Source organism: Micromonospora coxensis (genome assembly GCF_900090295.1).
Taxonomy (GTDB): Bacteria; Actinomycetota; Actinomycetes; order Mycobacteriales; family Micromonosporaceae; genus Micromonospora; species Micromonospora coxensis.
Genome location: NZ_LT607753.1, coordinates 2,838,914 through 2,865,489, shown reverse-complemented (window position 1 = coordinate 2,865,489; position 26,576 = coordinate 2,838,914). Strand labels below are relative to the sequence as shown.

Sequence of the window (26,576 nt, the reverse complement as noted above, 5' to 3'; positions counted from 1 at the left end):
AGGCCCGCCGGCGACAGGGCGGGGCCCACGCCGCCGGCGACGCCTCAGCCGGGCCCGAACCCGTCGAACGCGTGCAGCCCCAGTTGCGGTGCGAACGTCCGGGCGACCTCGACGTGGTATCCGTCGGTCGGGTCCAGCCCGGCCCGGGCAGCCTCCGCCCAGTCGTTCCGCTCCAGCAGAGCCAGGTGGTCGGCGAGGAGTCGCCGGTGCTGCTCCGGAGTGCAGCTGACCCGCTCGGGCGTGGACCGGTGCAGGTGTGCGGCGAGGCGTACCACGGCCAGGTACCGGACCACTGTCGGCTGCCGTCGGGCCAGGTGCCTCAGGTGCGCGTCGAGCACCGCGGGCGCGGGTGGGTAGTGCGCGAAGGAGGTGCCCAGGGGCGCGCCCCAGGTCATGACGTCCAGCACCCGGGTGGTGTGGGCGAGCAGTTCGTCGTCGACCTCGTCGGCCCGGATCGCCTCCGCGAGGTGGCTCGCCACCGCCAGATCACCGGTGTAGTACCCGGCCAGGTAGTCGCCGTCGCAGCCGTGGCGCAGCATCCAGTCCCGGGTCTCCGGCGCGTAGCTGCGGCAGAGCGCCTCCATGACGTACACCCGCCCCCAACCGCTGACCCGCTGTGCGAGCCAGGCCAACGCCGCACCGCTGCCCCTCCGACGTCGCAACGCGTGCGCGGCGAGCGGACCGGTGGCGTGGGAGAGCAGGCCGATGGTCTGGATCAGCGGGATGTCACGGTCGTCGTGGTCCTCGGCGAGCAGGGCGAGCCCGACGACCACCGCCTCGTGCCGGGTGCCGCGCCGGACCAGCCAGCGTCCGGTACGCCGGACCCGTTCTCGTTCGGCCCGCAGCGCGGCTGCGGCGATGTGCGGGTTGTGGCCGATGGGCGCGGACAGGCCGCGTACCGCGTCCGCGAGGTCGGCCGGGGTGGCGCCCGGGTCCGCGAAGTAAGCGTCCAGGGCAGCGGCGACGTCCATCCCCTGGCGGCGTGCGTCCCACTTCTTGCTCCGGGACGCCCGGCGGGGGCGCTCGTCCCCGTCCGGACATGGTCTGCCCTCGTTCGGCAGAGGTCCGTCGGGATGCGCGCGGTGCAGGCGCATCGCGTGGTCGAAGTAGCTGGTCGGGATGCCGAGCTGTTCCGGCCCGGTGGTCCGGCTCACCGGCGAACGGAGGGCTCGATTCTGTCGATCACGTCAATGATCATGCCGGTGCTTCCCGGAGGGGGCAAGCGACATCAACCGGCCCGGCGGACCGGGCGGCGGGCGAGGTAGCGGAGCAGGTCGCGGATGTGGTGCTTCTCCTCGGCCGGCACGGTGGGATCGGCCAGCCGCTCCAGGATGACCCGCACGTCCGCCTCGACCGGGGCGTCGTCGGCGCGGCGACGCGGGGACGGGCCGGCGTCGGGCAGGCCGAGCGCCCGGAACGCCGCCGCGACCGGCAGGTCGAGGGCGGCGCAGAAGCCGCGCACCTTGGCCAGCTCGGGGTAGTCCTGCCAGTCGCCGGCCAGCCAGCGGAAGACGGTGGACCGCCCCACCCCGGTGTGCGCCGCCAGGTCGCTCACCGTCCACCCCCGCTCGTCGCGGGCGTCGTCGATGGCACGACGCACGAAGCGTGCGAAGGCCATCTGCGGTGATACCTCTGCCGAGCCCATCGTCGTGGGGTGGTCCCTTTCTCGAACCGGACGCGGTGTCGATCGCGTCCCCCAAGGGTAGTACGACGATGCGTCGGAGCAATTGACCGATCGACCCCTGTGTCCCGCGCGGGACCCCGGATCCGCCCCGGGCTCGTGTGCCGGGCTCGATCGTCAGGCATCACCTAGGCTCGACGGACCCCCCGTCAGCAGGGCGCGGCCGGTCAGCCACGTCCCGGGCACGAAGAGGAGCAGCATGACCGACCCCGTCCGTCCGGTGCCGCACCGCCCGGGTGCGGTCAGTCTCTTCTTCGTGGCCAAGGCCGGCGTCTTCGCCCTCGGCTTCTGGATCTGGCTGCTGGTGCTCGTGCTGAGCGGCGGCGAGGCGACCGGGGCGCACGTGCTGGCGGCCACCGGGGCGACCACCACCACCCTGGTCGGGGTGGTGCTCGGCGCCCGGCTGGCGATGCAGCGCAACGCCGCCGTCCGGCACGCCGAGCTGAGGCGGCTGCTGGTGGACATCTCCTGGAACGCCTTCGCCGCCGCCGGCAACGCCGAGACGTCGGGGAAGATCGTTCCCTTCCCGACCCTGCCGGCCGAGGACGAGCGGCGGTCGCGGGAGCGGGTCTCCGCCTTCGACCGGAGCCCGAGCGGGGACCGGGCCGGCCGGGACCGGGGCGGCAACGGCGACCGGCGCCGCTGACGGCACCGGCGCGGGCGGTACGGGCGGTACGGCGGTCAGGCGCGGGCGTCCTCGGCGAGCAGGGCGGCCAGGCGGGGCGTGACCTGCCACTGGTCGACCAGTTCCCGGTACTCGGCGCGCTGGCCCTCGGTGGGCGCGGCGCCGGTCCGGCGGGCCCGGACGAGCAGGTTGCGGGGAGTGTGCCGGGAGTCCACGAACTCCACCACCTCGGCCCGGTAGCCGTGCAGCCGGAGCAGGCCGGCGCGCAGCGCGTCGGTGAGCACGTCGGCGAAGCGTTCCCGCAGGATGCCCTGCCGGGTCAGCAGCTCGTACGGGGCCGGGGTCGGCCGGGAGCGCAGCTGCGCGGCCAGGTCGTGGTGGCAGCAGGGGGCGGCGAGCACCCAGCGGGCGTTCCACCGCACCGCCCGGGCCAGCGCCTCGTCGGTGGCGGTGTCGCAGGCGTGCAGCGCCAGCACCAGGTCCGGCGTCGGCTCGACCACCGCGTCGGCGATGGTGCCGGCGACGAAGGTGACCCGGTCGGCCCAGCCGAGCCGTTCGGCCAGCTCGGTGTTGCGCCGCCGCTGGTCCTCCCGCACGTCCACCCCGACCAGATCGACGTCGAGCCCGCGCCCGGAGAGGTACCGGTACGCCGCGAAGGTCAGGTACGCGTTGCCGCAGCCCAGGTCGACCACACGCAGCGGGCCGGTCAGCTCCTCCGGCAGGGTGGCGGCGAGCGCCCGCAGGAAGGCGTCCACCTGCCGCCGCTTGGCCGCCGAGCCGCCGATCTCGGCGAAGATCGGGTCGCCCGGGTCGAGGAGGTACTCCTTGGCCCGGTCGTGCCCGACCGGCTCCGCCGCCGGCCGGGTCGCCGCGGCCCGGTGCACCTGCGCCTCGCCGGACTTGGTCACCCGGAGCTGGAGCGTGGCGTCGGCGGTCTCCACGTGCCAGTTGCCGAACGGCTCGGCCAGCAGCGCGTCGACCGCCGAGTCGGCCTCCGCCCCCGGGGCCACGTTGCGGGTGTACGGCCGGCTGCCGTCGGAGGTGGAGATCTGCAACCGTGCACCGGCCTTGAGGACGACCGGGCGCAGCTCGGCGCGGACCACCGACGGCCGCTGTCCACGTCGACGGCCGGCGGCGACCGCCCGGGTCAGGGCGGGGTCGAGCAGCAGCGCCCGTACCTCGGTCAGGGCGGCGTCCAACGGTTCGGGCATCGTTGCATCATCCTTCGTCGCGGCCGGCGGCGCTGCGTGCCCCGGGCCGGGGTGGCCCGCGCCGCACTCCGTCGATCGCGTCGTCGCCGTGGGCGGGGTGGCGTCCGTACCCCCGGCACGCCGGGAGCGGGGGCGGTCACCACAGGCGACATCCCCCGTACCGGCGGGCGGCGCGGGGGATGTCGGGGGTGTCCCGGGTCAGTCGGCGGTGGCCTCGGCCGGCGTACCCACGCCGGAAGCGCCACCACGACGGCGCCGGCGGCGGCGCGGCTTCGACGGCTGCTCGCCGTCGGCGGAGGCGGCGGCCGGCTCGGTGGCGCCCGCCTCGGCGGAGATCACCGCGGTCGGCTCACCGGCGACCGGCTCGCCGTCGCGGCGACGACGCCGGCGGCGCGGGGTGCGGGTGCCCTCCTCGGCGGCGGCCTCGGCCGGCGCTTCGGCGTCGGGCGTGTCGGGACCGGACCGGCCCCGGCGACGCTCGCCCCGGCCACGGCCCTCGCCCCGGCTCTCGCCGCGCCGCGGGCCCCGGCCGCCCTCGCCCCGGCGGGGCCGCCCGCCCAGGTCCTCCTCGACCTCGGCGGCGAGCCCGGCGCGGGTCCGCTCCGCGGTCGGCAGGGTGCCGGTGATCTCGGTGGAGATGTCCAGGTCGGTGTAGAGGTGCGGCGAGGTGTGGTACGTCTCCGGCGGCTCCGGCATGTCCAGGCCGAGCGTCTTGTCGATGATCCGCCAGCGGGGCATGTCGTCCCAGTCGACGAAGGTCACCGCGACGCCGGTCGCCCCCGCCCGGCCGGTACGGCCGATCCGGTGGGTGTAGGTGTCCTGGTCCTCGGGGCAGTCGTAGTTGATGACGTGGGTGACGCCGCTGACGTCGATGCCCCGGGCGGCCACGTCGGTCGCGACCAGGGTGTCGATCTTGCCGGCGCGGAACGCCCGCAGCGCCCGCTCCCGCGCGCCCTGGCCCAGGTCACCGTGGACGGCGGCGACCGCGAAGCCGCGGAAGTCGAGGTCCTCGGCGACCCGGTCGGCGGCCCGCTTCGTCCGCGTGAAGATCATGGTGAGCCCGCGCCCCTCCGCCTGGAGGATCCGCGCCACGATCTCGACCTTGTTCATCGAGTGGGTGCGGTACGCCAACTGCTTGGTCTGCGGCGACGGGCCGGTCTCGGCGGTGTGCCCGGCGTGGATCGTCACCGGCCGGCGCAGGAAGCGCCGGGAGAGCGCGACGATCGGGTCCGGCATGGTGGCCGAGAAGAGCATGGTCTGCCGGTCCTCCGGCAGCATCGCCAGGATCTTCTCGACGTCGTCCAGGAAGCCCAGGTCGAGCATCCGGTCGGCCTCGTCGAGGACCAGCGCGCGCACCCGGTCCAGCCGCAGGTGCTTCTGCTTCTGCAGGTCCATCAGCCGGCCCGGCGTGCCGACCAGGATCTCCACGCCCTTGCGCAGCGCGTCGATCTGCGGCTCGTACGCCACGCCGCCGTAGATCGGCAGCACCCGCACGCCCCGGGTCTTGCCCGCGGCGGCGAGGTCCTTGGCGACCTGGATGCCCAGCTCACGGGTGGGGACGACGACCAGGGCCTGCGGCACGCCGTCGCCGCCCTCGTCGGGGGCGAAGACCCGCTCCAGCAGCGGTACGCCGAAGCCGAGGGTCTTGCCGGTGCCGGTCGGCGCCTGGCCGATCAGGTCGGTGCCGCGCAGTGCGATCGGGAGCGCGTACTCCTGGATCGCGAAGGCGCGGGTGATCCCCGCCGCGGCCAGCGCCTCGACGGTCTCGGGCCGCGCGCCGAGCGCGGCGAACGTGGGCGCCTCCGGGCGGACCGGGGCGGTGGGGGCCAGTTCGTGGCCCGCCAGCTCTTCGAGAATCTGTTCGCTCATCTGGATCTGGGGGTGCCCTCTCGTGGTGCGCCCCGTCTTGTCCTCAGGGCGCGATCGGTATGGCGCGGGCCACGCGGTCGGGGGCGGTGTCGCCGAGCCGGACCGGGCCGCACGCGCGCCGTGGGCAGGACTTCGATCAGATCGGCGCCCACGGCAACTACTCCATCTTACCCGAGCAGCACCGTTCCGCTCCGGAGCCCGCTGACCGGCCCTTCTCCGGGGTTGCTAAATGTGACCTGCATCACGTCAAAAACGGTCCTACGCCCCGGACGGTACCCTGCGCTCGTGCCCGCCCCGTCACGCCCCGAAGCCGTGGTCGACCTGCTCGGTCTGGTCGCCTACGGCGAACTGCTCGCCTTCGACCGGATGGCCGCCGACGCCCGACTCGCCCCCGACCTGCGTCGGCGGGCCGCGCTGAGCGAGATGGCGGCGGCGGAGATCGGCAACTACCGCCGGCTCGCCGACTGGCTCACCGCCCTCGGGGCGAGCCCGGACGAGGCGATGGCACCGTACCGGGACGCGTTGCAGGCGTACCATGACTCGACCGAGCCGAAGGACTGGCTGGAGGCGGTCACCAAGGCGTACGTCGGGGACGGCATCACCGACGACTTCCTCGGCGAGATGGCCGACCGGCTGGACGAGCCGTACCGCCAGCTGGTGCGGGACGTGCTGCACGAGTCCCGGTACGCCGAGTTCGCGGTGGCCGAGATCCGGGCCGCGATCGAGGCCGACCCCCGGGTGGCCAACCGGCTCTCCATGTGGGCGCGACGGCTGGTCGGGGAGGCGCTCTCCCAGGCGGGGCGGGTCGCCGCGGCGGACCGGGGCGCGCTCACCGCCCTGATCGGGCAGGGCGAGGTCGACGTGCCGGCGCTGTTCCGCAGGCTGACCGCCAACCACAGCGCCCGGATGACCGCCGCCGGCCTCAACAACTGAGCCCGGGTCGCCGGCCTCGACACCTGAGCCGCCGGTTCCGGCGTTCGCGCCGACGGTCAGGACGGCCACGCCGGGTCGCCGACGCGCCGGCGGGGCGGGCGACCCGGATCCGGCCCGCGGCGGGCTGCGCCGCCGCGGGGGCCGGACCGGTCAGCGGACGGTGAAGCCCACCGCTCGCGGCGACGCCTCGGCGATCTCGACGTAGGCGACCTTGCCGACCGGCACGATGACCCGCCGGCCCTTCTCGTCGGTCAGGGAGAGGGTCCCCTCGGACTTGCCGAAGGCGTCGGTCACGATCTGCTCGATCTCGGCCGGCGACTGCGCGCTCTCCAGAACCAGCTCGCGCGGCGCGTACTGCACGCCGATCTTGACCTCCACTGTGCCTCCTCAGGTGGGCGAAAGAGCCGCCGATGGGAAGGCTATCCGATCTCGGGGCCGGATGTTCAGGCTGACTCACCTTGCAGCGGGAAGCTGGCGATCCCCCGCCAGGACAGCGCCGCGACCAGGGCCTCCGCCTCGGCCTTGGGTACCTGGCGACCGCCGGCCAGCCAGAACTGCGCGGCCGTCTCCGCCGCCCCGACCAGGCCGGACGCGAGCAGTTCGGCGTGCGCCCGGCTGACGCCGGTGTCCGAGATGATGGTGTCGGTGATCGCCGCGATGCAGCCCTGCTCGACCCGCTCCACCCGCTGCCGGACCGCCGGGTCGTTGCGCAGGTCCGACTCGAAGACGAGGCGGAACGCCTCGCTCTCGTGGTCGACGAAGTCGAAGTAGGCGCGCACCGACGCGCCGACCCGCTCCTTGTTGTCGTTCGTCCCGCGCATCGCGTCGTGCACCTTGGCGACGATGGCGTCGCAGTGCGTGTCGAGCAGCGCGAGGTAGAGCTCCATCTTGCCCGGGAAGTGCTGGTAGAGCACCGGCTTGGAGACCCCCGCCCGTTCGGCGATGTCGTCCATCGCGGCGGCGTGGTAGCCCTGCGCGACGAACACCTCCTGTGCCGCCGCGAGCAGCTGCTTACGACGCGCAGAGCGGGGCAGCCGGGTGGGCCGGCCGGCGGTCTGCGCACCGTTCCCCACAGCGGTCATGGGAACCTCCGAGTTTCTTTGTACGAGCCGGCACTTTTACCCCGTACCGGTCAGGGCATCCACCCCGGCCCCGGAATTGGCCCGCCGCTGTAACTTATCGCCACTGTCACCACACGGTAGCCTCAGCGGGGGCGACCAAGGAGCGCGCGGTGAGTGAAACAGGGCAACCCGGTGCCGCCACCCCGGGAGAGCACGGTGACGGGACGGGTCGGCACGACGATCCGGCCCGCTCCGGCAGCGGGTGGGCACCTCCGGGGGCCGGGTGGTCCGGCGGGGCCGACGCCCCGGCGTACCGCGAGACGGCCTCCCCCTGGCACCGGCCCGACCCGTCCGGCTGGGGCGCCTCCTCGCCGCGGCACGGTGACCTGCCGGCCCCGGTCCCGGACCCACGGTCGGACGTGGACCCCGCGCCCCGCAACGGCCGGCCCCACCTCAACGGCACGAGCCACCCGGGCGAGGAGCCGCCGGCCGGCCGGCCCGCCCCGGTCAGCGCCCCGCCGACCGAAGCCTGGTCCGGCGCCGACGCGCGCCGCGACGGCGACGGCGACCGGCTGATCGTGCCGGCCCAGCGCCCCGCGCCCGCGGCCGAGCAGCAGCACGAACCCGACGTCGGCCCCGCGCGGCACGCCTCCGACGACCCGCCCCGGGCGGGCCGCTGGTCGGACGACGGCTTTCCCGCCTCCGCGCCCCCCGTGCAGGTGCCGCCGGTGGGCACCGCCCCCTCCGGCTTCGAGGTGCCGCCCGGGTTCCACGCGCCCCGGGCCGACCGAGGTGAGCCCGGCCCGCCGGCCGGCGAGTCCCCGACCTGGGCCGACCGAGGTGAGCCCGGCCCGCCGGCCGGCGACTCCCCGGCCTGGGCCGATCGCAGCGAGCCCGGGCCGTCGGGTGCCGAGCCGCCGGCGTGGGCCGCGCGCACCGAGCCCGGCCCGTCGGTCACGGAGCCCTCGGCCTGGGCGGACCGTGCCGAGTCCGGTCCGTCGGCCGCCGAGCCCTGGGCCGACCGCTTCCCGCCGGAGCCGGCGGAGCCGGAGCAGCCCGCCGGGTCACCGGTCGCCGGCCGCCCGGCCGACGAGCCGGACTGGTCCGGCCCGAGCTGGAACCGCCCGAGCTGGGGCGGGAGTTGGGCCCCGTCGTGGGCCCGCGAGGAAGAGCCGTCGTCCGGCCTGCGCGCGGCCCGCGAGGAGGAGCCGTCGTCCGGCCGCCGCGCCCGGGTGGAGCGGGCGGCGGAGTGGTCGGCCGAGCCCGCCCGGCCGTACGAGCCGGTGCGCACCGAGCCGGCCCGGCCGTACGAGCCGGTCCGGGCCGAGCCCGCCCGACCGTACGAGCCGCTCCGCTCCGAGCTGCCCCGGCCGTACGAGGTCACCCGCTCCGAGCCGGAGCCGTCGGCACGCCCCGTCGACCGACCCGCGTGGACCGCTCGCCAGGCCCCCGCCGGCGCCCCGCCCGCCGCCGTGCCCCGGAGCGCCCCGCCCGCCTCGGCGCCGCGCAGTGCCCCGCCCGCCTCGGCGCCGCGTAGCGCCCCGCCCGCCGCCGCGCCGCGCAGCGCTCCGCCGGCGCCGGCCGGCGCCCCGCCCGCGCTCGCGCCGCGCAGCGCCCCGCCCGCGTCCGCCCCGGCAAGCGCCCCGCCCGCCGTCGCGGAGGAGCCGACCGGCGCCGCCACGATCACCGAGCGGGCCGCGCCGCCGTTCCGGCTCCGATCCGTACCGGGGGAGCCGGACCTGCCCGGCCACCCGCCGGCCCCCGCCGGTCCCGGCGCCGCCACCGCGCCCGTCACGAGCGGGCCGCGTCGTCTGGACCCCACTCCGTCCGCGCCCGCCCCGACGAGCGCACCCCCCTACGCGGCCCGCCGCTCCGCCCCCGATCCCGTGCCCGCGGCCCCGTCGGCCGCCGGGGACGAGGCCCCGGACGCCGGCGCGGCGGTGCTGCCGCAGCGCGTCCCCGCCGAGCCGGACGTGCCCGTCGTGCCGGAGCCGCCAGCCGTGGAGCCACCCGCCGAGACCCCGGAACTCGCCCGCATCGCCACCCACCTGCGCCGCGACGACGAGCCCGCCCCGCCGCAGGAGCGGCCGGAGGGCTTCGACGTCAACGCCATCCTGGACGCCGTACGGGAGGTGGCCGGGGTGCGGGACGCCGCGCTGCGCCGTACCCCGGCCGGCGCGCACAGCCTCCGGCTGGACCTCGCCGACGGGGCCGACCCGGCCGAGGTCAGCCGGATGGTCGCCCGGCTGCTCCAGGAGCGGATGGGGCTGGCGGCGGCCCCGCAGAACCTGCCCACCGCCGCTCCCGCGCCGTTGCGTCGCAGGTCCGCCCCGGGCCGGTCGGCCGAACCCCGGGCGGCAGAGGCGCGTACCCGTGCCACGTCGGGCTCGGAGAGCAGCGCCGCGCGCTCCGGCGAGGCCCGCCCCGGTGAGCCCGGGGCGGCGCCCGCAGGTCGTTCCCGGGTGGCCGAGCCGACCCGCCGGGTCGACCCCGCCGAGGAGCGCCCCGGCGCACCCGGTCAGGAGGAGGAGCCGGGCACGGTCGGCGGGGTGCCCCGTCGCCGCCGGCAGACCGCCCCGCACCGGGGCCGGGCCAGTGTGGAGGAGGCGGCCCTGTCCGCCGCCCCGACGGCCACCGGCAGCCCGGCCACGGTCGGCACGTCGTACTCCGGTGGGCAGATGACCACGACGGAGACCGCGCCCTCCCGCCCGCTGGACACCGGCGGCGTGCCGGGGCCCCGGGTGGTGATCGACCACGTCCAGGTGAGCACCTTCGGTCTCGACGCCACGGTCGAGGTGCGCCTGCTGGCCGCCGGTGAGAGCGCGGCCGGCCACGCGACCGGCCCGGCGGTGGACGGGTACGTCCTGCGGCTCTGCGCGGTGGCCGCCGCGGCGGCGGTGGACCAGCTGCTCCGGGGTGGCGGCCGCACCCCCGAGCGGGGACGCTGCTTCGTCGAGCACGCGGCGGTGGTGCCCTTCGGCAACTGCGAGGTGGCCACCGTGGTGGTGCTGCTGGTCTGCGACGGCTGGGTGGAGCAGCTCGCCGGCTCGGCGCTGGTCGCGGGCGACCCCCGCCAGGCGGTGGTACGCGCCACGCTGGCCGCGGTGAACCGTCGCCTGGAGGCCCTGCTCGCCTGAGCCGGCGGTGTCGGCGCGTTTCGCGCGGGGAAGACTGGGAGGCATGAAGCGCGCCGCTCTCTGGCCGGACCACCTGCTGCCCCCGCACCACGTCCCACCGCCCTGGCCGGGCCGGGCGGTACGCCTCGACGGCACCGTCACGTACGTCCGGGACACCCCGGCCACCGGCCCGGACGCCGAGCCGGCGCTGTACGTGCACGGGCTGGGCGGCTCGTCGCAGAACTGGACCGACCTGGCGGGCCTGCTCGCCGGCCGGCTCGACGGGCAGGCCATCGACCTGCCCGGCTTCGGGCGCAGCGAGCCGGGGCGCAGCTACACCATTCCGGCCTTCGCCGAGCGGGTCGTCCGCTGGATCGAGCACTCCGGGCGGGGGCCGGTGCACCTGTTCGGCAACTCGCTGGGCGGGGCGGTCTCGGTGCACGTGGCGGGCCTGCGCCCGGACCTGGTGCGTACCCTCACCCTGATCTCGCCGGCCCTGCCCTTCCTGGGGTTCCACCGGTCGTTGCAGGGGCGGATGCTGCCGCTGCTGGCGATCCCGCGCGGGGAGCGGCTGGCCGCGTGGCGGCTGGCCCAGATCGCCCCCGAGGTGATGGCCCGGCAGGCGATGGAGGCGTGCGTGGCCGACCTGAGCCGGATCAGCGAGCAGCGCCGGCAGGAGGCGCTGGAGGAGATCAGGGTGCGCTACGAGGCCACCCACTACGCCGCCGCGTACGTCCGGACGTTCCGTGGGCTGGTCTCCAGCTTCCTGCGGTCGTACCTGCCGGGTCCGCGGTCGATGTGGCGGATCGCCGCGTCGATCCAGGCGCCGACGCTGGTGGTGGGCGGCATGCAGGACCGGCTGGTGGACGTCCGGGTCGCGCCGCAGACCGCCCGGGTGATCCCGGACAGCCGGCTGATGATGCTCGCCGGGGTCGGGCACGTGGCCCAGGTGGAGGTGCCGCGCACGGTGGCGCGCGCCGTTCTGCACCTGCTCGCCGAGTCGGGACAGGGCGTGTCGCGGCCGGACGTGGCAGGCTGAACGGCGATGTCCGAATTCCTCCCCCGGCCGCGCCGGCGTGCCCGTCCGGCCCGACCCGGCCGGCGGCCGTCCTCCGGTCGTCGTCGCTGGACCGTGCTGCTCGCCGCCGGGCTCGCCCTCGCCGCCGGCGCGGGCGGGGCGATGTCGGCGGGCCGGCCCGAGCCCGGCACCCGGACGTGGGGCGCGCAGGGGCCCGCCCCGGCGCCGCCGGCCGCCCGGTCGTCGCCGTTGGCGCTGTCCCCGCCGTCACCGACCCCGTCGCCGTCCGAACCGGACGCCGCTCCGGTGCTCCAGGTCGCCGGTCCGGTGCCCGCCACCGGCCGGGGCACCTTCGGCTACGACGACCGGCCGGGCCCGGTGCTGGGGCGGGCCGGTGCGGTGCAGCGGTACCGGGTCGCCGTGGAGGACGGCGCGGGTGAGGACGTGCGGGGCTTCTCCGACGAGGTGCAGGCCGCGCTCGCCGGGCCGGGCGGCTGGGTGGACGACGGGCGGCTGCGGCTGCGCCGGGTGCCGGCCGGCGAGGCGGCCGAGTTCACCGTCTACCTGGCGACGGCGGCGACGGCCGGGCGGATGTGTCTGGCCGGGGGCGTGGACATCCGGATCGGCGGCCGGCCGTACACGTCGTGCCGGGCACCGGGGAAGGTGATCGTCAACCTGGACCGGTGGCGCGGCTCGGTCCCGCACTTCGTCCGGGCCGGGGTGCCCCTGTCGCTGTACCGCCTGTACGTGGTGAACCACGAGGTCGGCCACCAGTTGGGGCACCGCCACGAGCGCTGCCCGGGGCCGGGTCGGCCGGCGCCGGTGATGCAGCAGCAGACGCTCTTCCTCGACGGGTGCACGCCGAACCCGTGGCCGTACCTGGAGGGTCGGCGGTACCGAGGCCGTCCGCTCTGAGCCGTCCGGCGATTGCGAAGCATCTTCATCATTGTTGCGGCAATAGCGACTATATGCCCGATTGGTCTGCGATGCTGACGGGGTGAATCCCGTCCCGTCGCCCGACGACGACCCACCGGCAGCCGCCCCGGCGCCGACCGGTCCCCGCCCCGGCCTGGTCCGGATGCGGCGGCGCCGGCGACGCGCCGCGCTGCTCGGCCTGGTCTCGCTCGGCGTGACGGTCGCCGGGGTCGCCCTCGTCCGGGCCGGCGACGCGCCCACTCCGCCCGAGGGGCGGACGGCGTACGGGCTCGGCGCGGGTGGCCGGATCGCGCCGCCCGGGTACCCCGTCGAGGGCCCCGGCCGGTTCGCCGCCGCCGACGGCCGCTCCCCGGTGCGGGGCGTCGACGGTCCGCTGCGCCGCTACCGGGTGGCGGTGGAGGAGGGGACCGGCCAGGACGTCGACGCCTTCGCCGCCGCGGTCGACGAGGTGCTCGGCGACCCGCGCAGCTGGATCGGCTCCGGCGAGCTGCGGGTGCAGCGGGTGCCCGAGGCCGCCGCCGCGGACTTCACCGTCTTCCTGGCCACCCCGGCCACCTCGGAGCGGATGTGCGCCCTGGGCGGACTGGTCACCGAGCGGTACACCTCGTGCCGGCTGCCCGGCCAGGTGATCGTCAACCTGGCCCGCTGGATGGACGGCGTCCCGGGCTACGGCGCCCCGCTGGAGACCTACCGGACGTACGTGATCAACCATGAGGTCGGGCACGAGTTCGGCGAGGAGCACCAGGCCTGCCCCGGGCCGGCGGAGCCGGCGCCGGTCATGCAGCAGCAGACGTACGGCCTGGACGGCTGCGTCGCCAACGCCTGGCCGTACGTCGACGGGCTCCGGTACGAGGGCGAGCCGACCGAGGGGCTCTAGGCTTATTCCCGCTCCCGCATGTCGGGCGGGGTGTCCCTGCTCATGGCCGACCGGCGGTGCGGCGAGCGACAATGGCCCGGTTCGCCACCAGCCGATCCCGGGGAGTCCACCGTGTCGCTGCCCCCGCTCGTCGAACCCGCCGCCGAGCTGACCGTTGACGAGATCCGCCGTTACTCGCGCCACCTGATCATCCCGGACGTCGGGGTCGAGGGGCAGAAGCGGCTGAAGAACGCCCGGGTGCTCTGCGTCGGCGCCGGCGGCCTCGGTTCGCCGGCCCTGATGTACCTCGCCGCCGCCGGTGTCGGCACGCTCGGCATCATCGACTTCGACACCGTCGACGAGTCCAACCTCCAGCGCCAGATCATCCACGGCGTCTCCGACGTCGGCCGCTCCAAGGCCGAGTCCGCCGCCGCCTCGATCCGCGAGATCAACCCGCTGGTCAAGGTGGAGATCCACAACACCGCGCTGGACCGGGACAACGTCCGGGAGATCTTCTCCCGGTACGACCTGATCGTCGACGGCACCGACAACTTCGCCACCCGCTACATGGTCAACGACGCGGCCGTGCTGCTCGGCAAGCCGTACGTGTGGGGCTCGATCTACCGGTTCGACGGCCAGGCGTCGGTGTTCTGGGCCGAGCACGGCCCCTGCTACCGCTGCCTCTACCCGGAGCCCCCGCCGCCCGGCATGGTCCCCTCCTGCGCCGAGGGCGGCGTGCTCGGCGTGCTCTGCGCGTCGATCGGCTCGATCCAGGTCAACGAGGCGATCAAGCTGCTCGCCGGCATCGGTGAGCCGCTGGTCGGCCGGCTGATGGTCTACGACGCCCTGGAGATGAGCTACCGCAAGATCAAGGTTCGCAAGGACCCGAACTGCGCGCTCTGCGGCGAGAACCCGACGGTCACCGATCTGCTGGAGGACTACGAGGACTTCTGCGGCGCGGTCTCCGAGGAGGCGCAGGAGGCGGTGGTCGACGCCACCATCACCGCGCTGGAGCTCAAGGAGTGGCAGGACGCCGGCAAGGACATCTTCCTGGTCGACGTCCGCGAGCCCGCCGAGTACGAGATCGTCCGGATCCCCGGCGCCACGCTGATCCCCAAGGGCGAGATCCTCTCCGGTGAGGCGCTGTCGAAGCTCCCGCAGGACAGGCAGATCGTGCTGCACTGCAAGTCCGGCGTCCGTTCCGCCGAGGCGCTCGCCGCGCTCAAGGCGGCCGGCTTCCGGGACGCCGTGCACGTCCAGGGCGGCGTGCTCTCCTGGATCAAGCAGATCGACCCGTCGCTGCCCGCGTACTGACCGGTCCGCGCGAGGGCCCTTCCGCCGACGGGCGGAGGGGCCCTTCGCGTTCCCGCAGGCGGGCCGATCACCCGGGGCGGAGCCGGGGGGTCCTTCGGCCGCTACAGACTTGATGACAGATGTGACTCGGGCCGCCGGTACGCCTGAGTCAGATCCGTACTCAAGTCCACAGCGTCCACGGGCACCCTCCGGGCCGGGTGGCCCGGCCTGCCGCGGCCGCACCCCCCGCCCGGGCCGCGCCACCCCGCCCGACCCGTACCGGCCGACCGTCACGACGAGCCGCCCGGACGACGGCAGGGCGAGCCGTTTCCCGGAGGTGGGATCGTTTCTTCGCAGGTAGCGTGTCCGCCGTGGTCGACATGGACGCCGCGATCGGCTTCGTCGTGGCTCACGGGGACGCGGTGGACCGCGCCCGACTGTCCCGGTTGCGCACCGGCGCGCCGGTGCCGCACGAGCTGCTCGACGCGGCCGAGACGGGGCAGACGCCCGACGGTGGCTGGCCCGCCGTGCTCGGCGGCGAGGTCGCCTCGGTCGACGCGACCTGCTTCCGCCTGGCCGAGCTGGACGACCTGGGCGCCCTCGGTCGCCCGGCGGCGCGGCACGCGCTGGACTGGCTCGCCACCCGGCAACTGCCCGACGGCGGCTGGGAGGAGGATCCGAGGCTGGCCGGGCTCGCCCCGGAGTGGGCCCGCCCCGGCGACCCGGAGGCCCGCCTCTACCTCACCGCCAACGCCGGGTTCTGGCTGACCGTGGCCGGGCTCGACGCCCGGGCGGCCGGCCCCCTCGACCACCGGGTGGGCGGCGCGTACGCCGGGGTGGTGCAGGCGGCGGCGCACGCGCTGGCCACGCAGCTCGCCCCGGACGGCAGCTGGCCGTCGTTCCTGCCCGCCGGCTGGCTGAGCGCCGCCGTGCTGCACCGCCAGCAGATGTACGACGAGTCGGCGCGCATCCAGGCGGTGCTGGCCGAGCGGGTGCCGACGATGTCCCCGGCGGACGTGGCCTGGCTGGCCGCCACGCTGCGCCGGGTCGAGGTGGGCGAGGAGCAGTGGTTGCTGGTCTCGGCCCGCAGGCGGCTCGCCGAGACCCAGCGCAGCGACGGCGGCTGGGACAGCGACGACGGGCACCAGTTCGACGTGCACACCACGTTGAGCGCGATCCGGGCGTGCCGCCCGGTGGTCACTTCAACTGGCTGATCACCAGCGGCCACCAGCCGTCCGGGGTGAAGGCGGCCGGGTCGATGCTCTCCAGGACCATCCGCAGCTGCTCGGCGCGTTCGGCCCGGCCCGGCTTGCCCTCGTCGGCCTCCACGAAGAGCGCGAACTGGTAGAGGAACTCGACGAAGGTGCGGAAGTTGCTGTTCACCGGCTGGATGTCCTGCTGCTCCAGGTCGAACTGGAGGATCTCGCCGGTGCGCGGGTCGAGCACGTAGAGCAGGTCGGTGTTGTCGGCGACCGCTCCGACCACGATCAGCCGGACGTCCAGCGAGCCGTCCTCGGTGGTGAGCTGGATGGCGTCGTACAGCTCGATGTCGCCCTCGAGGAAGGCGGTGTAGACGACCTCCACGTCGAGCGGGATCTCGTCGCCGGCCGGGAGCATGTCCGGGGCGAAGCCACCCTCCAGCCACGCCTCGCGCGGGTACGGGATCAGCTCGTCCTCGCTCCACAGGGCACGGAACCGGGGATCTGCGGCCATGACGGTCCTTCGCGGGTCGGCGGTGCGGGTCAGGAGGACAGGTCGGCGGCGACGAGCAGCCGACGCCAGTTGTCGGCGTACTCACCGGCGTGCCGTCCCTTGCGTGCCCGCTGCTCGGCGACGCCGGGGCCGAGCACGACGGCGACCAGTTCCGGGTAGCGGGGGCCGAGCACGCACTCGTCGAAGAACGTGGCGACGTCCGGGGCGAGGACGGTGAACTCGACGTCGTCGTCCGGGTGCTCGTACTGGAAGACGTAGTCGTCCGGGTCCATCCAGTAGACCTGGAGGTCCTCGGTGTCCAGGTAGACGGGGGCGCCGGCGCGGATGTCGGCGCGCAGCTTCGGCGGGATGCTGTGCACCTCGTGCCCCACCGCCAGCGGGCTGCCCATCGGATCGTTCTCGTCCACCGTCCGGGCCGCCCACGCCTCGGGGGTACGGATCTCCTCGGGCGCGGCGAACCGGAAGTTGTCCCCCTCCAGCCGGTCGAAGAGGCGGTAGACCTCGGCCACCCCGGGCAGGTCGGGCACCGGCTCCAGCGGGGCCGGGTCGCCGACGACCACATCGAGGCCCTGCTCGGCGGCCACCCGCCGCAGCAGCTCCAGCTTGTCCCGGATCCGGTCCAGCGTGGCAGGGTCCGGGCTGCTCACGGGAGCACCTTCACGATGATCGGCGTGCCGTCGGGGACGTCCCGCAGCGCGACGGAGATGTCGCTGCCGAGTTGTCGGTTGGTGTGGGCGTCCATCGGCCTGAGGTTATCGTACGTGTCCGTTCCGTCCATTTGCAGCTCGTGGATGTGGTCCGGGTCGTACCCCTGGCCCCGGGCGTTGACCGGCCCCTTGCCGGCGTAGAGCCGGTCCACGACGGTCTTGTTCGCCAGGTACTTGTTGGTCGCCGCGGTGCCCTTGTCCTTGGTGAGGCGACCGTCCTTGGTGAGGTTCCGGATCATCCGGTCCCGGTAGATGTTGGTGCGGGTGCGGCGCTTCTTCGTGGCCGGGTCCCAGACCTTGTTGCTGTCCCGGTCCGACGGGGCCTTCTTCAACCGCCCCTGCTGGCCCAGGCGGACGAGGTCCCTGGCCTTGCGGTCGAAGTCCCGCTTGTCGAAGTCGGGCCGGTTCTTCAGCACCAGCACCGCCGGGCCGGAGGGCTTGGTGCCGGCCGCCTTGGCGGTGCGGAAGACGTCGGCGTTCTCCAGGTACGCCGAGACGATCCGGGCGCCCTTGGCCTGGGTCTGCCGGGGTGGGGTGGTCCGCTTCCTAGGCATTGAGCACCGTGTCCACCGCCATCCCGATCAACTGGTCGACGATCATCCCGGTGATCATCTTGAAGATCGGGATCTGGAGCAGGGACGCGCCGAAGGTGACCACCGCCGTGGCGATCGCCTGGGCGATCTGGATCGCCAGCACCACCAGCTGGATGATCACGTTGATCTTCAGGGCCAGCACCACGCCCGCGGCGGCCATCAGCCCGATCCCGATGACGCTCGCCGGGTTGACGGCGTCGGCGATGTTGCGGGCCGCCGACTCCTTGTCGTTCCACTCACCGGCGAACGCGGTGAAGCTCTCCCCCCGGTTGGTGTCCAGCACCGTCCGCGCCGCCGACTCCAGCTGCGCGACCGAGCCGTTGATCCGGTCCGCCATGCCGGTCCACTCGCCGGCGAGCCGGAAGATGGCCGTCTCGTCGGACTCCGGCCAGTCGTACCCGATCATGGAGAGCAGCGAGGCGAGTTCCCCCGGCAGCGTCAGACCCACGCCGGCTCCTTTCGTCGTCCGTCGGTGGCGGTTCAGCCACCCAGTGAGCCGAGGAGCGAACGGAACGAGGCGGCGACGCCCTCCTCGACCTCCCGATAGCCCTCGGCCATCCCCTTCAGGCCGTCGGCGTAGCTCTCCAACTCGGCGACGTTCGTGCTGAAGCACTCGGTGAGCGCCTCCACGCAGGCCTGGTGGCCCACGCTCAGCAGCATGCCGATCTCGTCGCCGCCGAAGGCGTCGGCGTAGCCGCCGGCCGCCGCCTGGAACGCCTCGAACGCCTGGCGGACGCTCTCCTTGGCCTGGGCGAGCTGGTCCGCGCCCCGGCGCAGGGCGTCGATGTCCACATCGAGCGGTTCCACCGTCAACTCCGCTGCTGAAGCTTGCGCATGGTCTCGCTGATCGCGGTGCTGATCTCCCGCATCTGGCGCAGACCCTGGTCCTGGAGGCGTTCCACGGTGGCGGCCATCGCGGCGAGGTCGGGCATCGGCTCGGTGCCGGTGACCGCGTCGGCCTGGCCGTCGAGCGCCGCGTTCACCGCCCGCCGCAGCTCGTCGGCGAGGTACTCCGAGCCCTCCCGCAGCACCCGGGGGTCGAGGTCGACCGCGCTGAGCCGGCCGTCGACGCCGACCGTGACCCGGATCCGCCCGTCGGCGGCCTCGGCCACCGACTCGACCCGCTCCGGCGGGACGACGGTGCGGCTCACCTCCCGCAGCGCGGCGCGGGCCTCCGCCAGTTGCTGCTCCAGGGCGCTCTCGCCCAGCATGCTGCCTCCCCCAGGACGAGCCGTGCCGAACCGGCCCCAGCCTAGCGACCGGATGCGACCCTGCGGCAACCCTCCACTGCCGACGCTCAGCCGCGCAGGTGGCCGTCCCCGGTGACCACGTACTTGGTGCTGGTCAGCTCGGGCAGGCCCATCGGGCCGCGGGCGTGCAGCTTCTGGGTGGAAATGCCGATCTCCGCGCCGAAGCCGAACTCGCCGCCGTCGGTGAACCGGGTCGAGGCGTTCACCATCACCGCCGCCGCGTCCACCCGGGCCACGAACTCGCGGGCCGCCGCCTGCGAGTCGGTGACGATCGCCTCGGTGTGCCCGGTGCCGTAGCGGCGGATGTGCCCGACCGCCGCGTCCAGCGAGTCGACCACGGCCACCGAGATGTCGGCCGACAGGTACTCGGTGGCGAAGTCCTCGTCGGTGGCCGGGACGACGGCGTCGGAGTGGGCGGCCACCCGGACGTCGCCGTGCACGGTGACCCCGGCCTCGGCGAACGCGGCGAGCACCGGCGGCAGGAAGGCGTCTGCGATCGCCGCGTGCACCAGCAGCGACTCGGCGGTGTTGCAGGTGGACAGTCGCTGGGTCTTGGCGTTCAGGGTGATCGCCACCGCCTTGGCCACGTCGGCGGCGGCGTCGACGTACACGTGGCAGTTGCCGACCCCGGTCTCGATCACCGGCACCGTCGACTCCTCCACCACGGTGCGGATCAGCGACGCGCCGCCGCGCGGGATCAGCACGTCCACCAGGCCACGGGCGCGCATCAGCTCCTTGACCGAGTCGCGCGAGGTGGCGTCGAGCAGCTGCACCGCGTCCGCCGGCAGCCCGGCGGAGGCGACCGCGTCGCGCAGCACCGCGACCAGGGCGGCGTTGGAGTGGGCGGCCGAGGAGGAGCCGCGCAGCAGCGCCGCGTTGCCGGACTTCAGGCAGATCCCGGCGGCGTCCACGGTGACGTTCGGTCGGGCCTCGTAGATGATGCCGACCACCCCGAACGGCACCCGGACCTGGCGCAGCTCCAGGCCGTTGGGCAGGGTCGAGCCGCGCACCACCTCGCCCACCGGGTCGGGCAGCGCGGCCATCTGGCGCAGCGCGTCGGCGATGCCCGCGACCCGGCCGGCGTCGAGGGCGAGCCGGTCCAGCACCGCCGCGCTCAGTCCGGCCTCCCGCCCGGCCGCCAGGTCCGCCGCGTTCGCGGTCAGGATCTCCGGGGTACGCGCCACCAGGGCGTCGGCCATCGCGTGCAGCGCGGCGTCCTTGGCGGTACGGGTGGCGACGGCCAGGTCCCCGGCCGCCTCGCGGGCCCGGCGGGCCTGCTCGCTGACGCTCGCGCTCATCGGCACACTCCTCACAGCAGCACGAGGTCGTCGCGGTGGACGACCTCCCGTTCGTACGCCGGGCCGAGCGCCGCGGCGAGTTCTCCGGTGGAGCGGCCGAGCAGCCCCGGCAGCTCCACCGCGTCGTAGTTGACCAGCCCCCGGGCCACCGGCGCGCCCTCGGCGTCCACCAGGTCGACCGGGTCGCCGGCGGTGAACGCGCCGTCCACGGCGGTGATCCCGGCCGGCAGCAGCGACTTGCGCCGGCCCACCACGGCCTGCACCGCTCCCGGGTCGAGGTGCAGCCGGCCCCGGGGCGCGGTGGCGTGGGCCAGCCAGAAGAGCCGGGCGGCGGGCCGCCGGCTGCTCGGGTGGAAGTACGTGCCGACCGGCGCGCCGGCCAGCGCGTCGCCGGCCATCGGCGCGGCGGTCAGCACCACCGGGATGCCGAAGCCGGTGGCGATCCGGGCCGCCTCGACCTTGGTGACCATGCCGCCGGTGCCGACCCCGGCCCGGCCGGCCCCGCCGATGTCGATGCCGGCCAGGTCGCCCTCGCCGCGCACCTCGGTGATCCGGCTGCTGCCCGGCTGGGTCGGGTCGCCGGTCCAGAGCGCGTCCACGTCCGACAGGAGCACCAGCAGGTCGGCGTCGACCAGGGCGGCGACCAGGGCGGCCAGCCGGTCGTTGTCACCGAACCGGATCTCCTCGGTGGCGACCGTGTCGTTCTCGTTGACGATCGGCACCGCGCGCAGGTCGAGCAGCTTGCGCAGGGTCCGGTACGCGTTGCGGTAGTGCGCCCGCCGGGTCACGTCGTCGACGGTGAGCAGCACCTGCCCGACGGTGAGCCGGTGCCGGGCGAAGCCGGCCGCGTAGCGACCGATCAGCAGGCCCTGCCCGACGCTGGCGGCGGCCTGCTGGGTGGCCAGGTCGCGCGGGCGCCGGGGCAGCCCGAGCGGGGCCAGGCCGGCGGCGATCGCCCCGGAGGAGACCAGCACCACCTCACGACCGGCGGCGGCGAGCGTGGCCAGGGTGTCCACCAGGGCGTCGACCCGGGTGTCGTCCAGCCCACCGGCGGCGGTGGTCAACGAGGACGACCCGATCTTGACGACGACCCGCCGGGCCCGGGTGACTGCTTCGCGCACCCGACCATTCTGCGCGGTCGGTCCCGCCGGGCCCCGGCGCGTTCCCATATCGTGGCAGCTCGTGACGCCTGATGAGTACGTCGAGGCGGTGCTCGCGCTGGTCGAGCGGATCCCGCCGGGCCGGGTGATGTCGTACGGGGCGGTCGCCGACGCCCTCGCGGAGCGGTCCGGGCGGGCCTCGGCCCGGCTGGTCGGCTCGATCATGGCCCGGCACGGTGGCGGAGTGCCCTGGCACCGGGTGGTGAACTCCGCCGGCCGGCTGCCGCCCGGGCACGAGACGGAGGCGCGGGCCCGGCTGCGCGCCGAGGGCTGCCCGCTGCGCCCCGCCGGGGTGGACATGGCGGCGGCGAGCTGGTGGCCGGAAGAGGGGATGTGACGCAGGCCATAACGTGAGTAACATTCGGCCGCATGGACGCCCCGCCGGCCGCAGCCGGCTCCCCGGGCCCGGCCGGCGCCGCCCCGCCGACTCCACCGCCCGGCGTCGACGCCGCGCCGGCCGGGCGGCCCTCGGCCGACGCCGCGCCGGCCGACGCCGGGCGGCCCTCGGCCGATGCCGAGCCGGCCGACGCCGGGCGATCCTCGGCCGACGGGGCATCGGTCGCCGCCGCGGGCCCGGCCGAGGAGCCGCTGCCCCGACGGGTGCACGCCGGCTATGCGCTCGGGTCGCTCGCCACCGGCGCGTTCGGCACCGTGCCCGGACTGCTCCTGCTGCCGTACCTCACCGACACGCTGGGCGTGGCCGCCGGAGTCGCCGCCCTGCTGGTGCTCGTGCCGAAGGCGTGGGACGTGCTGGTCAACCCGGTCGCCGGGCGGATCTCCGACCGCACCCGCTCGCGCTGGGGGCCCCGCCGGCCGTGGCTGCTCGGCGCCGGGCTCGCGCTCGCCGTGCTGTTCGCCGCGATCTTCGCCGCGCCGTTCGGCAGCGGGCCGGCCGCCGGGGCGTACGTGGCCCTGGCCTTCCTCGCCACCGCCACCGCGTTCGCCTTCTTCCAGGTGCCGTACGTGGCGATGCCGGCCGAGCTGACCGGCGACCGCGCGGAGCGTACCCGGATGATGAGCTGGCGGATCGCGGTGCTGGCGCTGGCCATCCTGGTCTCCGGCGCGGTGGCCCCGATGGTGGTGACCGCCGGCGGCGACGGGGTCGCCGGGCACCGCTGGATGGGGCTGTTCGTGGCCGCGCTGATCGCGCTCGGCGCGGTCGGCGCGTTCCTCGGCACCCGCGCCGCACCCGTGGGCGCGGTCACCGAGACCGAGCCGTCGTTGCGGGCCCAGCTCGCGGTGGCCCGCGCCCACCGGCCGTTCCGGGCGCTGCTGCTCTGCTTCGTGATCCAGTCCGCGGGGGTGGCGACCATCCTGGCCGGGGTCAGCTACTTCGCCGACCAGATCCTGCGCGACCCGGCCACCGGCCCCACCCTGCTCTTCGCCTGCTTCGTCGGGCCGGCGCTGCTGGTCATGCCGCTCTGGACCCGGGTCGGCGCCCGGCTCGGCAAGCGGTCCGCGCTCGTCGCCGCGTCGGTGCTGCTCGCCGCCGGGGCGGCGGCCCTGGTCGCCGCACCGGTGCTCCCGGCCGCCGCCGTCTACGCCGTGGTCGCGCTCCTCGGTGTCGGGTACGCCGGGCAGCAGGTGTTCGCCCTCGCCCTGCTCCCCGACTGCGTGGCCGACTCCACCGCGCGGACCGGGCGGCGGCAGGCGGGCGTCCTCACCGGCCTGTGGACGGCGGGGGAGACCTTCGGGCTGGCCCTCGGCCCGGGCATCTACGGCCTGGTCCTGGCGCTCACCGGCTACGTCTCCTCCGACACCGGCACCGCGGCGGCCCAGTCCGACACCGCCCGCCTCGGCGTGCTGCTCGGCTTCAGTGTGCTGCCCGCCGCGCTGGTCGGCGGCGCGGTGCTGCTGCTGCGCGGCTGGACCCTGCACCCCGACCCGGAGGACGCATGATCGACGAGAAAGGGCTCGGCGCCGACGACGTGCTGGCCGAGATCCGCGCGCTGCGCGCGCTCGACCGGCCCACCCACGGCGGGCGGCTCTTCGCCTACGTCTACGACCCGGCGGTGCCCGGCCTGGACGAGCTGACCGCCGCCGCCCACGCGCAGAGCGCCCACGTCAACGGGCTCGACCCGACCGCCTTCCCGTCCCTGCTGGCGATGGAGAACGCGCTGGTCGCCGCCGCCGCCCGGCTGCTCGGCGGCGGCCCGGGCAGCACCGCCCCGGACGTCGTCGGCAGCGTCACCAGCGGCGGCACCGAGTCGCTGATCCTCGCCGTCAAGGCGGCCCGGGACGCCCGGCCCGAGATCGCCAATCCCCGGATCGTGGTGCCGGTCAGCGCGCACGCCGCCTTCGCCAAGGCCGCCCACCTGCTCCGGGTCACCCTGGACACGGTGCCCGTCGACCCGGTCACGCTCCGCCCGGCGGTCGCCGACGTGGCCGCCGCCGTCCGGCCGGAGACCGTGCTGGTGGCCTGCTCCGCCCCGTCGTACGCGCACGGCGTCGTCGACCCGGTCGCCGGGATCGCCGCTGTCGCGGCGGCGGCCGGGACGCGCTGCCACGTGGACGCCTGCTTCGGCGGCTGGACCCTGCCGTACCTGCGCCGCCTCGGCGTGCCGGTGCCGCCGTTCGACCTCTCCGTCGACGGGGTCACCTCGATCTCGGTGGACCTGCACAAGTACGCGTACGCCCCGAAGGGGGTGTCGGTGCTGCTGCACCGCGACGCGTCGCTGCGCGCCGCGCAGTACTTCGCGTACGCCGACTGGCCCGGGTACACGATGGTCAACCCGGTGCTGGCGTCCACCCGCTCGGGCGGCCCGATCGCCGCCGCGTACGCCACCCTGCGGCACCTCGGCGACGCCGGCTACCTGCGGCTCGCCGCCGCCACCCGGGACGCGGTGACCGCCCTCGCCGGGGCGGTCCGCGACGTCGACGGGCTGCGGCTGATGGCCGAGCCGGAGTCCACGGTCGTCTGCTTCACCTCCACCGACCCGGACCTGGACCTGTTCGTGCTGGTCGACGAGCTGACCGCCCGGGGCTGGCACACCCAGCCGCAACTGCGCCACGCCGGCCTGCCGCCCAGCGTGCACCTGACGGTGACCGCCTCCGTCGCGCCCCGGGTGGCCGAGTTCGGTCCCGCGCTGGCCGACGCGGTGGCGGCGGCCCGGGCGGCCGGTCCGGTCCGGCTCCCGCCCGAGCTGCGGGCGCTGGCGACCTCGCTGACCCCGGACGCGCTCACCCCGGAGACGGTCGCCGCGCTCGCCGCCGGCCTCGGCCTCGGCGCGACGACGCCCACCTCGGGCTCCGGCGCGGGTACGCCTGACCCGAGCCTCGGCGAGGCGACGCCGGAGCCCGGACCGCCGACGCCGGAGCGGATGGCCGTGGTCAACACCCTGCTCGACGCGGCGGCGCCGGCGGTGCGGGAGCGGCTGCTGGTCGAATTCGTCAGCCTGCTGCAACGCCCGGCCTGGTGACCGGGCCCCTCCTCACCGGTAGTCGATCCGGACCGTGTTGTTTCCCGGGTCGACGTCGGGCAGGAAGTCGAACCCCTCGTCCATCGGCCGCACGTCCACCTCGGCCGTCCCCGCGCCGACGCCGGCCCCGGCGGCGGCCCGGAAGCCGAGGGTGAGCCGGCGCTCCTTCCCCACGTCGAGCCGGCCCAGGTCGCAGGTCACCGGACGGCCGGTGGTGTCCGGGTCGTTGCGGCAGGCCGCCCAGCCGTCGCCGTCGGGGCGCAGCGCCGCCGGCAGGTCCAGCCGCAGCGCCACGTACGGCACCGGCACGTCGCCGGTGTTGCGGACCACGACGGTGACGCTGCCGGTGCGGGAGCCGTCGGGCCCGTCGGCGAGCACCAGGTCGGTGGCGGTGACCGCGATGTCCGCCCGGTGCGGGTTCGGCCCGAACGCGGTCGGCCCGGACACCTGCCCGAAGGAGTCGCCGTCCCAGCGGTAGCCCCGCCACTGCCGCTGCGACCAGTCCCCGGGCCAGCCCCCGCCCGGGTGGATGTCGCCGACCTGCACCCGCACCACTCCGTCGTCGCGCACCTCCATCGCGATCAGCCACTGCGGTGTGTCGATGGTGCTAGCCACCACCCGGCCGACGGTGACGACCCGGCCGTCGGCGTCGCGGTCGAAGACGACCACCTGCTGCGGCCCGCCGGTGCCGAGCGCGCACCGCACCAGCGCCACCGTCTCGGCGGCCCCGTCGGAGTCGACGTCGCCGTGGTCGACCGCCAGCAGGTGGTTGGTGCCCTCCCGGCCGTCGCCGGTGAGCCGCGCCCCGGTCGTCGGGCAGCCCGGCCCGGCCCGCCAGGCCGGCAGTGTCACCGGCGTGCCGAGCAGTTGGGACCGGCTGATCCGGCCGTCCGGTGGGGTCGGGGTGGGGCTGGTGCTGCTCGCCGAGGGTGTCGGCGCGGGGCCGGCCGACCCGGTCGGCGTCGGCGACGGGGTGACGCTCGGCGTGGGGTCGACCGGGCCGGGGCGGGGGGCCGGCTCGTGCAGCGCCGCGTACCCGACCGCCGGGCCGGTGAGCAGCGCGAGCGCGGTCGTGGCGGCGGCGATCAGCCGGTTGCGGTGGCGCAACCGTACGGTCCGCCGGACGGCGGCCGGGCCGGGTGCCACGATCTCCGTCAGCAGCGTACGGCGGTAGCGGTCGAACTCCTCGACGAGCAGGCTCGTCTCCCGCTCAGGCATCCCGCACCTCCTCGGTGGTGTCGCGCAGGTGCGCCGCCAACGCCGTCCGGCCCCGGTGCAGCCAGGACTTGACCGTCCCCTCGGCGACCTGCTCCTGGTCGGCGATCTCGGCGACCGACAGGTCGGCCAGGTAGTGCAGCACCACGGCGCGGCGCTGCTTCGGGGGCAGCCGGTTCAGCGCGGCGTCCACCGCCACCCGGTCCGGGTTCGGCCCGGCCACGTGCGTCTCCCGCTGGCGCAGCAGCCACGCCTGGGCGGTCCGCAGTCGACGCCAGCGGTTGTGGCCGAGGTTCCAGGCGACCTTACGGACCCAGGCCAGCGGATCCTCGTAGCCGGCGACCCGGTCCCACCGCGCGTACGCCCGGCAGAACGCCTCCTGGACCAGGTCCTGGGCCTGCCCCAGGTCCCCGGTGTACGCGGTGAGCTGGACGACCAGTCCCCGGAAGTGGGCGTGGTAGAAGTCGTCGAAGGCCACCGCCGGTGGCTCGGGGCCGGGGTCCGGCGGTGGACCGCCGACCCGCCTGTCTCTCGTCACACTCACTCGTCCTCCCCGTGGTCGCCGGTGGCGCGTACCGGCACGGGTCACACGGCCGGGCCGGCCGGCCGGTTGCAGCCGGCG

27 protein-coding genes are annotated in these 26,576 nt (G+C 75.5%); 11 read left to right on the top strand and 16 right to left on the bottom strand.

Features of this window, described 5'->3' with window-relative positions:
* Nucleotides 1-44: 44 nt before the first annotated feature.
* Both GA0070614_RS12925 and GA0070614_RS12920 read right to left on the bottom strand, forming a co-directional pair.
* Nucleotides 45-1,154, bottom strand: a complete 1,110-nt coding sequence (locus GA0070614_RS12925) for a hypothetical protein (protein ID WP_088976189.1) — start codon at nt 1,152-1,154, stop codon at nt 45-47.
* A 74-nt stretch (nt 1,155-1,228) separates the two neighbouring features.
* Entirely contained in the window at nt 1,229-1,645 is a 417-nt protein-coding gene (locus tag GA0070614_RS12920) for a helix-turn-helix domain-containing protein (RefSeq protein WP_088976188.1), read from the bottom strand.
* Nucleotides 1,646-1,880: 235 nt separating this feature from the next.
* Between GA0070614_RS12920 and GA0070614_RS12915 the strand changes: the two genes are divergently transcribed.
* Nucleotides 1,881-2,327: a hypothetical protein gene (locus GA0070614_RS12915; RefSeq protein WP_088976187.1), complete on the top strand. Its 447-nt coding sequence runs from the start codon at nt 1,881-1,883 to the stop codon at nt 2,325-2,327.
* 35 nt (nt 2,328-2,362) lie between these two features.
* On the opposite strand, the gene GA0070614_RS12910 is transcribed toward GA0070614_RS12915, so the two are convergent.
* Together GA0070614_RS12910 and GA0070614_RS12905 are read right to left on the bottom strand one after the other, a co-directional pair.
* Nucleotides 2,363-3,517 (bottom strand): class I SAM-dependent methyltransferase, encoded by a 1,155-nt coding sequence (locus tag GA0070614_RS12910; protein WP_088976186.1) that lies wholly within the window; start codon nt 3,515-3,517, stop codon nt 2,363-2,365.
* 198 nt (nt 3,518-3,715) lie between these two features.
* Entirely contained in the window at nt 3,716-5,386 is a 1,671-nt protein-coding gene (locus GA0070614_RS12905) for a DEAD/DEAH box helicase (protein WP_088976185.1), read from the bottom strand.
* A 285-nt stretch (nt 5,387-5,671) separates the two neighbouring features.
* Here GA0070614_RS12905 and GA0070614_RS12900 point away from each other — a divergent pair, with 285 nt between their 5' ends.
* Complete coding sequence (locus GA0070614_RS12900; protein WP_088976184.1) at nt 5,672-6,319, top strand: ferritin-like fold-containing protein; 648 nt, start codon at nt 5,672-5,674, stop codon at nt 6,317-6,319.
* Nucleotides 6,320-6,469: 150 nt separating this feature from the next.
* Here GA0070614_RS12900 and GA0070614_RS12895 read toward each other — a convergent pair whose 3' ends face one another.
* Together GA0070614_RS12895 and GA0070614_RS12890 are read right to left on the bottom strand one after the other, a co-directional pair.
* The gene (locus tag GA0070614_RS12895) at nt 6,470-6,697 is read right to left on the bottom strand and encodes a DUF3107 domain-containing protein (RefSeq protein WP_088976183.1); all 228 of its coding nucleotides are present in this window, start codon (nt 6,695-6,697) and stop codon (nt 6,470-6,472) included.
* 65 nt (nt 6,698-6,762) lie between these two features.
* Nucleotides 6,763-7,401, bottom strand: coding sequence for a TetR/AcrR family transcriptional regulator (locus tag GA0070614_RS12890; RefSeq protein ID WP_074472473.1), 639 nt, complete (start codon nt 7,399-7,401; stop codon nt 6,763-6,765).
* A gap of 149 nt (nt 7,402-7,550) precedes the next feature.
* Between GA0070614_RS12890 and GA0070614_RS31740 the strand changes: the two genes are divergently transcribed.
* From GA0070614_RS31740 to GA0070614_RS12860, 6 genes are all read left to right on the top strand, one after another.
* Nucleotides 7,551-10,517 (top strand): hypothetical protein, encoded by a 2,967-nt coding sequence (locus GA0070614_RS31740; RefSeq protein WP_088976182.1) that lies wholly within the window; start codon nt 7,551-7,553, stop codon nt 10,515-10,517.
* A gap of 43 nt (nt 10,518-10,560) precedes the next feature.
* Nucleotides 10,561-11,535, top strand: coding sequence for an alpha/beta fold hydrolase (locus GA0070614_RS12880; RefSeq protein ID WP_088976181.1), 975 nt, complete (start codon nt 10,561-10,563; stop codon nt 11,533-11,535).
* A gap of 6 nt (nt 11,536-11,541) precedes the next feature.
* Nucleotides 11,542-12,429, top strand: coding sequence for a DUF3152 domain-containing protein (locus GA0070614_RS12875; RefSeq protein ID WP_088976180.1), 888 nt, complete (start codon nt 11,542-11,544; stop codon nt 12,427-12,429).
* Between the two features lie 82 nt (nt 12,430-12,511).
* Entirely contained in the window at nt 12,512-13,327 is an 816-nt protein-coding gene (locus tag GA0070614_RS12870; protein ID WP_408630750.1) for a DUF3152 domain-containing protein, read from the top strand.
* Between the two features lie 42 nt (nt 13,328-13,369).
* Nucleotides 13,370-14,620, top strand: a complete 1,251-nt coding sequence (gene moeZ, locus GA0070614_RS12865; RefSeq protein ID WP_331715107.1) for an adenylyltransferase/sulfurtransferase MoeZ — start codon at nt 13,370-13,372, stop codon at nt 14,618-14,620.
* 359 nt (nt 14,621-14,979) lie between these two features.
* Nucleotides 14,980-15,813: a prenyltransferase/squalene oxidase repeat-containing protein gene (locus GA0070614_RS12860; RefSeq protein WP_088979401.1), complete on the top strand. Its 834-nt coding sequence runs from the start codon at nt 14,980-14,982 to the stop codon at nt 15,811-15,813.
* On the opposite strand, the gene GA0070614_RS12855 is transcribed toward GA0070614_RS12860, so the two are convergent.
* The 8 genes from GA0070614_RS12855 to proB form a co-directional block, all read right to left on the bottom strand.
* Nucleotides 15,797-16,312 carry an SUKH-4 family immunity protein gene (locus GA0070614_RS12855; protein WP_088976178.1) on the bottom strand — a complete coding sequence of 172 codons (516 nt, stop codon included), beginning with the start codon at nt 16,310-16,312 and terminating at the stop codon, nt 15,797-15,799. The genes GA0070614_RS12860 and GA0070614_RS12855 overlap by 17 nt on opposite strands.
* Before the next feature lie 29 nt (nt 16,313-16,341).
* Complete coding sequence (locus GA0070614_RS12850) at nt 16,342-16,959, bottom strand: hypothetical protein (protein WP_088976177.1); 618 nt, start codon at nt 16,957-16,959, stop codon at nt 16,342-16,344.
* Complete coding sequence (locus GA0070614_RS12845; protein WP_088976176.1) at nt 16,956-17,573, bottom strand: hypothetical protein; 618 nt, start codon at nt 17,571-17,573, stop codon at nt 16,956-16,958. The genes GA0070614_RS12850 and GA0070614_RS12845 overlap by 4 nt, the downstream gene beginning before the upstream one ends.
* On the bottom strand, nt 17,566-18,060 hold the full coding sequence (locus GA0070614_RS12840; protein WP_088976175.1) for a WXG100 family type VII secretion target: 495 nt from the start codon (nt 18,058-18,060) through the stop codon (nt 17,566-17,568). Before GA0070614_RS12840 ends, GA0070614_RS12845 begins: the two co-directional genes overlap by 8 nt.
* Nucleotides 18,061-18,092: 32 nt before the next feature.
* Nucleotides 18,093-18,419: a PE domain-containing protein gene (locus tag GA0070614_RS12835; protein WP_088976174.1), complete on the bottom strand. Its 327-nt coding sequence runs from the start codon at nt 18,417-18,419 to the stop codon at nt 18,093-18,095.
* A gap of 2 nt (nt 18,420-18,421) precedes the next feature.
* Nucleotides 18,422-18,823 carry a YbaB/EbfC family nucleoid-associated protein gene (locus tag GA0070614_RS12830; RefSeq protein ID WP_088976173.1) on the bottom strand — a complete coding sequence of 134 codons (402 nt, stop codon included), beginning with the start codon at nt 18,821-18,823 and terminating at the stop codon, nt 18,422-18,424.
* A gap of 86 nt (nt 18,824-18,909) precedes the next feature.
* A complete protein-coding gene (locus GA0070614_RS12825) occupies nt 18,910-20,160 on the bottom strand; it encodes a glutamate-5-semialdehyde dehydrogenase (protein WP_088976172.1) in 1,251 nt (416 codons plus the stop codon).
* Nucleotides 20,161-20,171: 11 nt separating this feature from the next.
* Entirely contained in the window at nt 20,172-21,329 is a 1,158-nt protein-coding gene (gene proB / locus GA0070614_RS12820; RefSeq protein ID WP_088976171.1) for a glutamate 5-kinase, read from the bottom strand.
* Between the two features lie 13 nt (nt 21,330-21,342).
* On the opposite strand from proB, the gene GA0070614_RS12815 reads away from it, so the two are divergent.
* The 3 genes from GA0070614_RS12815 to GA0070614_RS12805 are packed head-to-tail and all read left to right on the top strand — an operon-like array spanning nt 21,343 to nt 24,739.
* Nucleotides 21,343-21,657: an MGMT family protein gene (locus tag GA0070614_RS12815; protein ID WP_088976170.1), complete on the top strand. Its 315-nt coding sequence runs from the start codon at nt 21,343-21,345 to the stop codon at nt 21,655-21,657.
* Nucleotides 21,658-21,689: 32 nt separating this feature from the next.
* Entirely contained in the window at nt 21,690-23,219 is a 1,530-nt protein-coding gene (locus GA0070614_RS12810; protein WP_172892424.1) for an MFS transporter, read from the top strand.
* Nucleotides 23,216-24,739: a pyridoxal phosphate-dependent decarboxylase family protein gene (locus GA0070614_RS12805; RefSeq protein ID WP_088976169.1), complete on the top strand. Its 1,524-nt coding sequence runs from the start codon at nt 23,216-23,218 to the stop codon at nt 24,737-24,739. The genes GA0070614_RS12810 and GA0070614_RS12805 overlap by 4 nt, the downstream gene beginning before the upstream one ends.
* A 12-nt stretch (nt 24,740-24,751) precedes the next feature.
* On the opposite strand, the gene GA0070614_RS12800 is transcribed toward GA0070614_RS12805, so the two are convergent.
* Both GA0070614_RS12800 and GA0070614_RS12795 read right to left on the bottom strand, forming a co-directional pair.
* Nucleotides 24,752-25,957 carry a hypothetical protein gene (locus tag GA0070614_RS12800; protein WP_088976168.1) on the bottom strand — a complete coding sequence of 402 codons (1,206 nt, stop codon included), beginning with the start codon at nt 25,955-25,957 and terminating at the stop codon, nt 24,752-24,754.
* Nucleotides 25,950-26,492 carry an RNA polymerase sigma factor gene (locus tag GA0070614_RS12795; RefSeq protein ID WP_231933623.1) on the bottom strand — a complete coding sequence of 181 codons (543 nt, stop codon included), beginning with the start codon at nt 26,490-26,492 and terminating at the stop codon, nt 25,950-25,952. The genes GA0070614_RS12800 and GA0070614_RS12795 overlap by 8 nt, the downstream gene beginning before the upstream one ends.
* Nucleotides 26,493-26,576: the final 84 nt, after the last annotated feature.

Excerpts from the sequence above, each read along its gene's own strand:
- GA0070614_RS12920 (WP_088976188.1), bottom strand. The coding sequence starts at position 1,645 with ATGGGCTCGGCAGAGGTATCACCGCAGATGGCCTTCGCACGCTTCGTG.
- GA0070614_RS12915 (WP_088976187.1), top strand. The coding sequence starts at position 1,881 with ATGACCGACCCCGTCCGTCCGGTGCCGCACCGCCCGGGTGCGGTCAGT.
- GA0070614_RS12910 (WP_088976186.1), bottom strand. The coding sequence starts at position 3,517 with ATGCCCGAACCGTTGGACGCCGCCCTGACCGAGGTACGGGCGCTGCTG.
- GA0070614_RS12905 (WP_088976185.1), bottom strand. The coding sequence starts at position 5,386 with ATGAGCGAACAGATTCTCGAAGAGCTGGCGGGCCACGAACTGGCCCCC.
- GA0070614_RS12890 (WP_074472473.1), bottom strand. The coding sequence starts at position 7,401 with ATGACCGCTGTGGGGAACGGTGCGCAGACCGCCGGCCGGCCCACCCGG.
- GA0070614_RS12880 (WP_088976181.1), top strand. The coding sequence starts at position 10,561 with ATGAAGCGCGCCGCTCTCTGGCCGGACCACCTGCTGCCCCCGCACCAC.
- GA0070614_RS12875 (WP_088976180.1), top strand. The coding sequence starts at position 11,542 with ATGTCCGAATTCCTCCCCCGGCCGCGCCGGCGTGCCCGTCCGGCCCGA.
- moeZ (WP_331715107.1), top strand. The coding sequence starts at position 13,370 with ATGGCCGACCGGCGGTGCGGCGAGCGACAATGGCCCGGTTCGCCACCA.
- GA0070614_RS12860 (WP_088979401.1), top strand. The coding sequence starts at position 14,980 with ATGGACGCCGCGATCGGCTTCGTCGTGGCTCACGGGGACGCGGTGGAC.
- GA0070614_RS12855 (WP_088976178.1), bottom strand. The coding sequence starts at position 16,312 with ATGGCCGCAGATCCCCGGTTCCGTGCCCTGTGGAGCGAGGACGAGCTG.
- GA0070614_RS12845 (WP_088976176.1), bottom strand. The coding sequence starts at position 17,573 with ATGCCTAGGAAGCGGACCACCCCACCCCGGCAGACCCAGGCCAAGGGC.
- GA0070614_RS12830 (WP_088976173.1), bottom strand. The coding sequence starts at position 18,823 with ATGCTGGGCGAGAGCGCCCTGGAGCAGCAACTGGCGGAGGCCCGCGCC.
- GA0070614_RS12825 (WP_088976172.1), bottom strand. The coding sequence starts at position 20,160 with ATGAGCGCGAGCGTCAGCGAGCAGGCCCGCCGGGCCCGCGAGGCGGCC.
- proB (WP_088976171.1), bottom strand. The coding sequence starts at position 21,329 with ATGGGAACGCGCCGGGGCCCGGCGGGACCGACCGCGCAGAATGGTCGG.
- GA0070614_RS12810 (WP_172892424.1), top strand. The coding sequence starts at position 21,690 with ATGGACGCCCCGCCGGCCGCAGCCGGCTCCCCGGGCCCGGCCGGCGCC.
- GA0070614_RS12805 (WP_088976169.1), top strand. The coding sequence starts at position 23,216 with ATGATCGACGAGAAAGGGCTCGGCGCCGACGACGTGCTGGCCGAGATC.
- GA0070614_RS12800 (WP_088976168.1), bottom strand. The coding sequence starts at position 25,957 with ATGCCTGAGCGGGAGACGAGCCTGCTCGTCGAGGAGTTCGACCGCTAC.